This is a genomic window from Oleiphilus sp. HI0123, from assembly GCF_001635315.1.
The window spans coordinates 1-11,224 of record NZ_LWGE01001233.1 but is presented as its reverse complement, the minus strand read 5'-3'; the positions used below and the strand labels follow the sequence as shown (position 1 = coordinate 11,224).

Annotated in this window: 12 protein-coding genes; 8 read left to right on the top strand and 4 right to left on the bottom strand. The window is 46.7% G+C overall.

What is annotated here, in order from left to right; all coding sequences use genetic code 11:
• The 4 genes from trkA to def all read right to left on the bottom strand — a co-directional run.
• Positions 1-989 (bottom strand): Trk system potassium transporter TrkA (gene trkA, locus A3761_RS14275; protein WP_068750389.1); only part of this gene is annotated, 989 nt, incomplete at its 3' end.
• A 140-nt stretch (positions 990-1,129) separates the two neighbouring features.
• Positions 1,130-2,557 (bottom strand): 16S rRNA (cytosine(967)-C(5))-methyltransferase RsmB, encoded by a 1,428-nt coding sequence (gene rsmB, locus A3761_RS14270; protein ID WP_231872320.1) that lies wholly within the window; start codon positions 2,555-2,557, stop codon positions 1,130-1,132.
• On the bottom strand, positions 2,538-3,497 hold the full coding sequence (gene fmt, locus A3761_RS14265; protein WP_068512830.1) for a methionyl-tRNA formyltransferase: 960 nt from the start codon (positions 3,495-3,497) through the stop codon (positions 2,538-2,540). Before fmt ends, rsmB begins: the two co-directional genes overlap by 20 nt.
• A gap of 60 nt (positions 3,498-3,557) precedes the next feature.
• Positions 3,558-4,070, bottom strand: a complete 513-nt coding sequence (def, locus tag A3761_RS14260) for a peptide deformylase (protein WP_068508982.1) — start codon at positions 4,068-4,070, stop codon at positions 3,558-3,560.
• Positions 4,071-4,268: 198 nt separating this feature from the next.
• Between def and A3761_RS14255 the strand changes: the two genes are divergently transcribed.
• The 8 genes from A3761_RS14255 to A3761_RS14220 all read left to right on the top strand — a co-directional run.
• Complete coding sequence (locus tag A3761_RS14255) at positions 4,269-5,300, top strand: LysM peptidoglycan-binding domain-containing protein (RefSeq protein ID WP_231872321.1); 1,032 nt, start codon at positions 4,269-4,271, stop codon at positions 5,298-5,300.
• A gap of 158 nt (positions 5,301-5,458) precedes the next feature.
• The gene (dprA, locus tag A3761_RS14250) at positions 5,459-6,670 is read left to right on the top strand and encodes a DNA-processing protein DprA (RefSeq protein WP_068512827.1); all 1,212 of its coding nucleotides are present in this window, start codon (positions 5,459-5,461) and stop codon (positions 6,668-6,670) included.
• A 64-nt stretch (positions 6,671-6,734) separates the two neighbouring features.
• Positions 6,735-7,307, top strand: coding sequence for an L-threonylcarbamoyladenylate synthase (locus A3761_RS14245; protein WP_068512824.1), 573 nt, complete (start codon positions 6,735-6,737; stop codon positions 7,305-7,307).
• 47 nt (positions 7,308-7,354) lie between these two features.
• Positions 7,355-8,251: an oxygen-dependent coproporphyrinogen oxidase gene (gene hemF, locus A3761_RS14240; protein ID WP_068512821.1), complete on the top strand. Its 897-nt coding sequence runs from the start codon at positions 7,355-7,357 to the stop codon at positions 8,249-8,251.
• 27 nt (positions 8,252-8,278) lie between these two features.
• Complete coding sequence (aroE, locus tag A3761_RS14235; protein WP_068512817.1) at positions 8,279-9,097, top strand: shikimate dehydrogenase; 819 nt, start codon at positions 8,279-8,281, stop codon at positions 9,095-9,097.
• Between the two features lie 135 nt (positions 9,098-9,232).
• On the top strand, positions 9,233-10,000 hold the full coding sequence (locus tag A3761_RS14230; RefSeq protein WP_068553652.1) for a MotA/TolQ/ExbB proton channel family protein: 768 nt from the start codon (positions 9,233-9,235) through the stop codon (positions 9,998-10,000).
• Positions 10,001-10,005: 5 nt separating this feature from the next.
• Positions 10,006-10,848, top strand: coding sequence for an OmpA family protein (locus A3761_RS14225; RefSeq protein WP_068512812.1), 843 nt, complete (start codon positions 10,006-10,008; stop codon positions 10,846-10,848).
• Between the two features lie 81 nt (positions 10,849-10,929).
• Positions 10,930-11,224: PA4642 family protein (locus A3761_RS14220; protein WP_068750387.1), on the top strand; the 295-nt coding region annotated here is incomplete at its 3' end.

The following is an 11,224-nucleotide window of genomic DNA, read 5'->3' as shown; positions in this document are numbered from 1 at the left end:
CTGATCAAGGCCATCACCTTGCGAGCACCAATGCGCTTGGCAAGCATCGAGGCCATGATGTTTGCTTCATCATCATTGGTCACGGCGATGAAAACATCAGTATCTTCGATGTTCTCTTCCAATAGCATGTCTTTATTGGCGGCATTACCATGCAGAACAATGGCCTTTTCGAGTTGCTCGGAAAGTGCCACGCAACGCTCGTGATGGTTTTCAATGATTTTTACTTGATAACGACGTTCCAGGTACTTGGCTAAGCGAAAACCAATGTTACCGCCACCAGCGATAATAATTCGCTTGTACTTATTTTCCAAAGGCTGCAGTTCGCTCATTACCGCGCGAATATGGTCGGTCGCGGCAATAAAGAAAACCTCATCATCTTCTTCAATCACCGTGTTACCAGAAGGAATGATTGGTTGGCCTTTTCTGAAAATTGCTGCCACTCGGGTGTCGATAGTGGGCATGTGCTGTCGGATCAAGGATAAGGCATGACCGACCAAGGGGCCGCCCTGGCATGCTCTGATGGCAACGAGTCTGGCCTTACCGTTTGCCAGGTCTAGTGCTTGTAAAGCGCCAGGATATTCCAATAAGCGGGTAATATGTTTGGTAACAACCTGCTCGGGGCTGATGAGTACATCAATGGGAAAGGCTTTGTTAGAAAACAGCTCTTTCTTGGCTAAATAAGGTGTCGCTCTGACCCGGCAGATTTTGGTGGGTGTCTGAAATAGTGTATAAGCAACCTGACAGGCGGCCATATTAACTTCATCACTATTTGCAACTGCAATCAGCATGTCTGCATCTTCTGCGCCCGCCTGGGCAAGAATGTTAGGGTGAGCACCCTGGCCGTGAATTGTGCGTATGTCTAAATGATCCTGAAGCTCACGCAGTCGAGCGCCATTGTGATCAATGACGGTGATGTCGTTTTCTTCATTTGCGAGGTTTTCAGCAAGCGTTCCGCCTACTTGCCCTGCACCGATAATGATAATTTTCATAAGGTTGATCTACGCACCGGTTTATTCAGTCATTTGACCCGTGGGCTATAATATACCGACAAAATTTAGGGTCAATCGCCAATTCAGTAAAATGACTCTTTTCATCCCCTAAACACGGTTAATCTGATAAATCTTGCTTCTTATTCGGGTATTTCGCTTCCGCGTTTTTTTAAACGGGCGTAGAAAAAACCATCATGACCGTTTTCTTGAGGGAATAATTGACGACCAAACCCGGTATCTTGCCCCCAGGGTGCATCGATCTTGAATAATTCGGCCTGATCTTGCTGTCTTAAGAATCGCTCGATAATTCGGCTATTCTCTTGTGGGAAGATAGAGCAGGTTGCGTATACCAATATCCCGCCTGGTTTGAGTGTTTTCCACAAGCTTGTAAGTAGCTGAAGTTGAAGTTCAGCCAATGCTTTTATATCACCTTCTTTGCGCAATAGTTTGATGTCAGGGTGGCGTCGAATGACTGCGCTGGCGCTGCATGGTGCATCGAGCAGGATTCGGTCAAAATGCTTACCGTCCCACCACTGCTCAAGCTCTTCGGCGCGTGATACCTTAAGTTCTGCCTGTAAATTTAGTCGTTTAAGGTTTTCATCGATCTTTGCGGCTCGACTTGCTTCAGAGTCTAGCGCCGTCAGGTGAATACCTGTTTGGGATTCCAGGATCGCACAGGTTTTTCCGCCTGGTGCGGCACAGGCATCGAGTACCTTATGGCCTTCTTCTAGTTCCAGTAAGTCACAACATAGTTGGGCTGCTTCATCCTGAACGCTTGCTGCGCCCTCGCGAAACTTGGGTAAAGCGGCTACGGGAACCGGTTTGAGCAACTGGATGCCGAAAGAACTGAAGGCGCAAGTTTGCGCTTCAATTTCCTGTTCCGTTAGTAAATCCAGGTAGTGTTGTCTTGGTTCGTCACTTTCAGCGAACTGTCGATTAACTCTCAGTGTCATCGGAGGGCGTGCATTTCCCTGGCGAAGAATATCTTGCCACTTTTCTGGCCAGTTATGTTTAACCTTTTCTTTAATCCACTCAGGGTAGCTGGCATTAATGATTTCGTTTGTTGCTTCACCTGCTTCGATCGCTGGCAGGGCGGATATTTTTCGAAGCACTGCATTGATCAAAGGCTTAAAGTGCTCTATTCCCAGCTCGGCAGCGGCTTGCACAGTTTCATTAATTGCAGCGTGGGCGGGTGTGCGCATGAATAGGAGTTGGTAAGCCCCTACTTTTAGAATGCTTTCAACCAGTTTATCTTCGTGCTGGAGCGGTGTTTCCAAAAACTGATTATGGTTATTTGCCAAATACTCGTACCAGCGACAGGCTCCATAGACAATTTCCTGAAGAAGGGCGCCGTCTTTATCTGCCACCTGTTCAGCAGCGATGGGCATGAGTGCAGTCAGTGACTTTTGTTCATAAGCGACACTGTGTAAAAGATGGCTGGCAAGCGCTCTGACGCTGCTTAAGCTTTCTATTGCAGGTAGCTTAGGAAGTCGGATATTTTGCTTGGAGCGTCTAGCTCGTGATTGGCGACGACTGCGTCCGCCAGACCTAGTTGTCATGATTGACATTCAGCTGCTCTCCCGCATTTAATAGCGCTTTACCGCCGTTCACGAAAGATTGAACGTCCATGGCTTTTGCCCCCGGAAGTTGGAGTTGCTGAATGCTGATAGCGCCTTGGCCACACTGGATAATGATGCCGTTTTTGGTTTTTTCCAGAATAGTACCGGCTACTCGGTCATCGTTTGTTTCGACTTCTGATGCTTCAAAGATACGGACACGCTGAACTTTCCCTTTTGCATCAAGAAACTCCAGAAACGATACCGGCCAAGGGTTGAACGCTCGGATATTGCGACAGATCTGTTGGGCGCTATCTTGCCAGTTAATGCAAGCTTCTTGTTTACTCAGTTTATGTGCGTAATTCGCCAGTTCGTTATCTTGAGGTTCAGCCGCTAATGTTTCACGCTGTTCGAGATATTGCAAAATCGCGCTGGCTCCTTGTTCAGCGAGCCGGTCATGAAGGCTACCGCCAGTATCCTGGTCAGTGATATCGGTTTTGAGTTTGAGTAGCATGTCGCCGGTATCTAAGCCTACGTCCATTTGCATGATGGTAATGCCCGTTTCACGGTCACCCTCCTGAATTGCACGCTGAATCGGCGCAGCGCCACGCCAGCGTGGAAGTAAAGACGCGTGGATATTGATACAGCCGAAAGTGGGCATGTCCAACACTGCTTTAGGTAGGAGCAGGCCATAAGCCGCTACAATCATTAGGTCTGCCTTGAGCGCTGCTAGTTCCGTCTGGGCCTCGGGGTTTGTCAGCTTTTCAGGTTGGAATACTGGAATGCCATGCGCTTCAGCTACCTGTTTTACCTCGCTTTTTACGAGCTTCTTGCCACGCCCTGCCGGACGGTCTGGCTGAGTGTAGACGGCGATGACCTCATGGTTTTGGTCAATAATGGCTTGGAGGCTTTTGGCTGCAAACTCCGGTGTACCGGCAAAGATAATCTTCAAACTGAAATCACTTTTTTAAATTGGGTAAATAAAAATCGCACAGATATGATAAAAGGCGTTTTAAGCGCGTTCCTGACTGCGATGAATCTTCTCTAGTTTCTTTTTGATACGATTACGTTTTAAACCGCTTAAATAGTCAACAAAGAGTTTACCGTTTAAGTGATCCATTTCGTGTTGGATGCAAACGGCTAGTAGCCCCTCTGCTTCTAGGCTAAACTCTTTGCCTTGTCGGTCTAGCGCTTCGATCAGCACATGTTCGATTCGGCTAATATCTTCATAAAAGCCAGGAACGGACAGGCAGCCTTCTTGCATTTTTTCTAGCTCACCCTCTAAAACAGTGACTTTAGGGTTAATAAATACCAGTGGTTCGCTCTTATCTTCTGACAGGTCCATCACTATTAATTGGAGGTGGCGATCTATCTGTGTTGCTGCCAGACCAATGCCGGGAGCATCATACATGGTCTCAAACATGTCATCGATAAGGGTTTGCAGATTGTCATCAAACTCTTCGACCGGTTTGGCCAGAGTACGAAGGCGAGGGTCTGGATATTCTAAAATTTCTAAAATCGACATGTGGATCCTGTTATGGCTGGTTTATTAGCGCTGTACTAGTATTAAATTGTGGTGCGTGTCACGATATCACTGCTACTATTATCTTATAGAAAAGGAAATNAGTACAAATTGTTAAATCTTGATCTATAGTTTTCTAGATACCGTGCCTTTTTTTCGCACACTTATATCTTAGACATAAATTTATTATGTAGGCAGCACATGATCCGAAAGTTACTCATCTCCGTAATATTGACAAGCCTGGCGCTGGTTCAATCCGTCTTGGCATCCCCTGAATTGGCTGACAACCACCCGGATCGTTACGTTGTCGTAAAGGGTGATACCTTGTGGGATATCTCAGAGCGCTTTTTGAAGTCGCCTTGGCTATGGCCAGAAATCTGGCATGCGAACCCTCAGGTCTCGAATCCTCACCTTATCTATCCTGGTGATATTATTGGTCTGATATATATTAATGGCCAACCGCGACTTACTACCTTGAAGGCAGGCCCTCAAAATGGCGTGGTTAAGCTCAGTCCTCAAATTAAGGCAACGCCAATTTCTGCTGCGATTCCGACGATTCCACTTGATGCAATAGCCAGTTTCTTGTCTCAGAACCGAATTGTTGAAAAAGAAGAGATGGAAATGGCGCCTTACGTGCTTATCGGTCGTGAGAATCACCTGATCACCGGGACTGGTGATACGGTCTTCGCTCGAGGTGACGTTAAGGGTGCTGAGAAAGTAGCCGTATATCGTTCTAGCGAGACTTATATTGACCCCGAAACGAATGAATTATTGGGGCTTGAAGCGAAAGCGATTGCCACTGCAGATGTTGATCAAGTAAACAAAGAAGTTGTGACGCTGAATATTCTTCGTAGCAGTGAAGAATTGCGCCAAGGTGACCGCTTGTTGCCGACTGAAGATAGAATGATTAACTCTAATTTTGTGCCAAGTAAGCCAGAGCATGATATTCGAGGCAAGATGATTTCTGTGGCTTCAGGTGTTGGTAATATTGGTCAGTATAATGTTGTTGTTATCAACCGCGGCGAGCGTGATGGTATTAAGGAAGGTAATGTACTCGCAGTATACAAGAGAGGCGGCTTGGTTCGTGATCCTTACACCAAAGAAAAGATTGAGTTACCTTCACAGCGTGCAGGTTTGTTAATGGTGTTTAGAGTCTTTGAGAAATTGAGCTACGGCTTGGTTTTGAAAGCAACACGCCCACTTGCTGTGATGGACGAGGTTCGTACGCCTTGATTTGAACCTGAGCCTTGAATTAGCGAGGCTGTAAAGATTAAAGTAAACTGAAGGCAGCTTAAGGATTAAGCTGCCTTTTTTGTTGGGCGATTGCTTGGCAAAGTATACCTAGGCCCGGAATAGGGCATTCTGCTAATAAATCGATTAAGGATGATCGTATGGCTATTTCTTCAAGTTGCGAATACATCGCACAACTTTCTGCAGTCAAAGGCTTGGGCCTGAAGACTTTTTATCACCTTTATTCTCACTTTGGGAGCGTTGACGCGCTTACGAAAGCTGACTACGAGGCTTTATGCTCAAGCGGTCTTAAACCAGTGATGGCACGAGCCCTGGTCAACATTAATGAAGCTGCATTATCCCAGGCGCTTCCACGTTCGACCGAGACGTTGATGGAGTGGTCGGAACCTGCGCGACAGCATATATTAAGTATTGAGGATGCAGGCTATCCGTCTTTATTAAAGGAAGTATTTTGTCCGCCGCCTATGATCTATCTGAAAGGCTGTCTGGAGTCTTTATTGTTGCCTGCCTTAGCCGTTGTGGGTAGCAGAAAACCAAGTATGGCCGGGAAACAGCATGCCTATTCTTTTGCCTATGAGTTGAGCCTTCAGGGCCAGAATGTCGTTAGTGGTTTGGCTTTGGGGGTTGATACTTTGGCCCATCGAGGAGCCTTGGAAGCAAGTGGCATTACCTGTGCGGTTTTGGGGACGGGCTTAGATCTTGTTTACCCAAGGCAAAATCAAAAACTAGCAGAGCAAATTATGGATCGAGGAGTGCTGGTGTCGGAAATGGCTTTAGGGTCTCTGCCTGTGCCTGCAAATTTTCCGCGACGAAATCGTTTGATTTCGGGGCTTTCTCAGGGTTCATTGATTGTTGAAGCTGGCCTGAAAAGCGGATCATTAATCACTGCGAATTATGCGATAGAACAGAATCGGGAGGTATATGTCATTCCAGGGCCTATTGATAGTGAAGTGGCTGCCGGATGCAACGATCTGATTAAACAGGGAGCGCAGCTGGTGACATGTGTCGAGGATATTCTAGCTTTTCCTTGTCGGGACTCTTGTATGACGGTAGCGTCTTCCGCCAATAACTCAAAGCGTGAGAGTCCGATTGGGCGCAGTACAAGCGCTATAGTGGGCAAGGCTGAGGGTCATGCAGCTGAAACTCAGTTGTCACATGAACTTTTGCCCGATGAAGGAAAGCTATTACCTCTGATTGATTTTCAGTGTACCTCCTTTGACGTTCTAGCTAGCGAGAGCCAACTGGAAGCTGGCGTGCTATTGCAAAACCTGGTGAGCTTGGAGCTAAAAGGTTTAATTTCTAATGTGCCAGGTGGCTATCAGCGTGTGAAATCAGTAAACTCAGCCCAATAATTATGGTCACTTGTCTAAAGTGCTTTTTGAAGTGTAAATAGCGTCGATAGGAAGAGAGGTTTGGGTGTCGCTAAGTCGTTTATCTGAATGGCAGGTTCAGTTTGCTGCTAATATTCTCAAGGGTGGTGGAGTGATTGCACATCCGACCGAGGCGGTTTGGGGCTTGGCTTGTCATCCAGACAACAAGCAAGCCGTTTATAAGATCCTGGACTTGAAAACCAGACCCGTTGAAAAAGGCTTGATCTTGGTTTCAGGAGAGGCTTGTTATTTTGACGTTTTACTTAAGGATTTGCCCGAGGCACTTCAGCGTAAGTTTCTAGCGCCGGTTACGAGGCCGACTACTTGGTTGGTGCCAGATGAAGCCAACAGAGTGCCTTCATATATCAAGGGGCGGTTTTCAAGCGTTGCCTTGCGTCTTAGTACGCACCCTTTAATTGTTGAGCTTAGTCGACGAGTCGGAGCACCTCTGGTGTCTACTTCGGCTAATCCTTCTGGCAAGCATCCGGCAATGAACCTACGTGAAGCACGAGACTACTTTAGGGGGAGAGTTGATTATCTTCTGCCTGGCCGCCTTGGCGGCTTCGATAAACCTTCAGAAATTAGAGACCTGGTAAGCGGAGAGTCGCTACGGGTCTAGCGTTGGATAAACTCAGCGCATACAGAATAAATATTAGGAGTGAGTGCATGTTAGAACAGGTCAAAGCTTATTTGCTCGGTTTGCAAGATAGTATTTGTGAAGGGCTGGAGCAAAGTGATGGTCAGGCGCGCTTTGTAGAGGATGCCTGGGAGCGCCCTCAAGGTGGCGGTGGTCGAACTCGAGTGATTAAAGATGGGGCTGTTTTCGAGAAAGGGGGTGTTAACTTCTCTCATGTTTACGGGGACTCATTGCCGCCTTCGGCAACTAGTGCCAGACCTGAGTTGGCAGGTCGTCGCTTTCAGGCGATGGGTGTGTCTTTGGTTATGCACCCTCATAACCCCTATGTACCGACCTCTCATGCCAATGTTCGCTTCTTTATTGCGGAAAAGGACGGTGCTGAACCCATTTGGTGGTTCGGTGGTGGTTATGATTTAACGCCTTACTATGGTTTTGTAGAAGATTGCCAGCAATGGCATCAAGTTGCAGCGGAAGCTTGTGCGCCTTTTGGTGAAGAGGTTTACCCTAAGTATAAAAAGTGGTGCGATGAGTACTTTTACCTGAAACATCGGGACGAAGCGCGCGGAGTTGGCGGCTTATTCTTTGATGACTTGAATGAATGGGGCTTCGAAAAGAGCTTCGAATTTATGCAGGCCGTGGGCAATTCCTATGTGAAGGCGTATCGCCCGATCATCGAACGGCGCAAAGATAGCGAGTATGGCGAAAGGGAGCGACAGTTCCAATTGCATCGTCGTGGCCGTTATGTTGAGTTTAATCTAGTATTTGATCGCGGTACGCTATTTGGCCTCCAGTCTGGAGGGCGCACTGAGTCGATACTTATGTCGATGCCTCCGCTGGTCAGTTGGGATTACAACTATCAGACTAAAGCAGGTTCAAGAGAAGCTGAACTGACCGAGCGCTTTTTGCCGCATCAGGACTGGATCTGATAGTCTTCAGGGAGTAAGGAAAAATACATGTCAGATAAATATGCCGTTGTTGGGAACCCCGTTTCTCATAGTAAGTCTCCATTGATTCATAGCATGTTTGCTACGCAGACGAAGCAGGCACTTACTTACGATAAAATTGAAGCGCCAGTCGATGATTTTACATCAGTGGTCAAAGGCTTTTTTGCTCAGACAGAAGGAAAAGGCCTTAACGTTACCGTGCCTTTCAAAGAGCAAGCTTGGGACATGTGTGACAAGCGTAGCCTTGGTGCTGAAAAGGCTGGTGCTGTAAATACTTTGTACCTTGATGAGCAAGGCTTGCTTTGCGGTGACAATACAGATGGTTTGGGTTTAGTGTCCGACATTCAGGGGCATGGAATTAGCCTAAGTGGAAAAAAAATACTGATTTTAGGGGCAGGTGGTGCTGTAAGAGGCGTATTGCAGCCTATACTTGAAGAAAAGCCAAGCAAGGTTGTGGTGGCCAATAGAACCGTTAGTAAAGCGGATGCTTTGGTAGACTTGTTTCAAGATCAGGGGAGTATTGAAAGTTCGAGCTTTGAAGCCTTGAACGAAGCTTTTGACTTGGTGATTAATGGTACCTCGGCCAGTTTATCGGGTTCCTTGCCACCAATTTCGAAATCGATTATCGGTGCTGCGACGGTTGCCTACGACATGATGTACGGCTCAGAGCAGACTGTCTTTAATCGGTGGGCTGAAGAGGCAGGGGCATCCCAGACAATTGATGGTCTCGGGATGTTGGTCGGGCAGGCGGCAGAAGCTTTTCGTGTTTGGCGAGGCATTTTGCCCGAAACCTCTGAGGTCATGGCTAGGATTAGGGAAGAAAGCTGAGCGCTTGCTATAAAGTAAGGCTTGCAAGTGGCCGATAGGTAATAAGAATAAAACGGCCTGAATATTGCTTATTCAGCGTGACTACAATGAATTGTCAACAATGCGGCCAAATCTTGGCACATAGGTTTTGATTTTATGGATTTAGCGACCCTCATAGGTCTGATTTTTGGCTTTGTCATCGTCATTGGCGCGATTTTAATTGAATCCAGCATTATGGATTTCGTTAACGTGCCGGGGCTCGTTATTGTTGTCGTGGGTACGATAGCCATAACCCTGGTTAAATATCGCCTGACGTCAGTGGCCACTTCTTTCAAACTTGCCTTTTCAACTGTTTTTCTTGAACGTACTGAAAACCCGGTTATGTTGATTGAGAAGGTTCGGGAACTTTCGGGTATTGTTCGAAAAGAAGGGATTCTTGGCTTAGAAAATGCTGAAATTGAAGATGAGTTTTTGGCAAAGGGGATAGCCTTGTGTATAGATGGCCACCCTTCCGAGTTTATCGAAGAGCTATTGATTCAAGAGCTAGAACAGTCTATTGAGCGATATGATACTGCCGAAAAGGTCTTTCGTGGTGTGGCAGAAACAGCGCCAGGGCTAGGTATGTTGGGCACCTTGGTCGGCCTGGTTCAGATGTTGAATAATATGGCGGACCCCAGTTCAGTTGGCCCAGCGATGGCGGTGGCATTGTTGACCACCTTCTACGGTGCCTTTATCGCGCAAGTGGTGGCGATTCCCTTGGCTGATAAATTAAACCTAAAAGCAATGGATGAGCATCGTAATATGTCATTGGTTATTACCAGTGTTCAAAATATTCTGAAAGGTCAGAACCCTCGCGTTATTACCGAAGTCCTGGTTAGCTATTTACCGCCTGCCCAGCGTGAAATTGTTAAGGCAGAAGGGTAAGTACGATGAGGGCGATTCCTAGGCCAAAACCTAAGGCAAGTGGTTCGTCCGGCTGGATTGTCACCTTTGCGGACTTAATGTCTTTGCTGCTGACTTTTTTTATTCTGCTACTCAGCTTTTCCAAGATGGATCTTCAGAAATATGAAGTGATGGCGATAGCTATGGCTTCATCATTTGGCATCGAGGCTTTGACCGGTGAAAATAAGGCGGGAGGCGCAATTATTTTTGCTGAAGCGCCCGCTATTCCCCCACCACCCGCGACGACAGACGAGCAGTCTGAATTGGAGAAAGAGTTCGAAGACTTTGGCGACTCCGATATAGAGATGTTGGAAGAGCCTGAAGAGAAAGAGAGCGAGGCGGCACAAATAGACCCGAGTATCGATAAGCTCACAGAGAGTTTGGTTGATAGTCTGGAATCTGAAATCCTTTCTAATGCTTTATCTGTAAGTTATGACTCCAACAAAGTGGTTGTGCGTTTCTCTGAGGCGACTACTTTTCCATCAGGGAGTGAAGAGCTAAAAGATGCAATGTTCCCGATTCTTGAAAAAATAGAAGAAGTACTTGCTACTTGCGAGGGTGAAATAACGGTCTCGGGTTATACCGATAATTTGCCGGTTAACTCGGCGCGCTATCGTTCAAATTGGGATTTGTCTGCAGCACGGGCTGTGAGTGTCGTCCATCAACTTATTTTTAATAATAAAGTAGATGCTAACCGCGTTAGTGCAGCGGGCAGAGCAGAAACAAATCCTTTGGCACCTAATGACACCGCAGAGAACCGGGCCAAGAATCGACGGGTCGAAATAAGCGTGTTTGACCCGGTTTGTGAGGAGTCTGACTGGGACTTCTAAAATGTATCTTTCTTGGAAGGCACTAGCTCGCTATAATGGCGGCCTTTTAGTCTGTAACAAATATTTAGAAGGTGTCGTAGCGTGAGTGGACCAAGTCAACCGAAAGTCGAAGATGAGCAGTGGAGTGATGAGCGAATTCAGGGGTTTTTATCTTTAAAGCCTTTGGATGGTAGCGATCCGGATTATCACGTACTAATTCAAGCCTACCAACATATGACTCCTGATTTCTTTCAGCGTTTTATTGCAATGTTTGCTGAATCTGGCAGGAATATTAATGCTTTATCTCTAAGCGGTGAGACAATATTTGATCGCGTGTCGGAGCATGCTAAGTCTCAAGCATACAGTGATGTATTGAAATCAAATGCTGCGCTGAAGT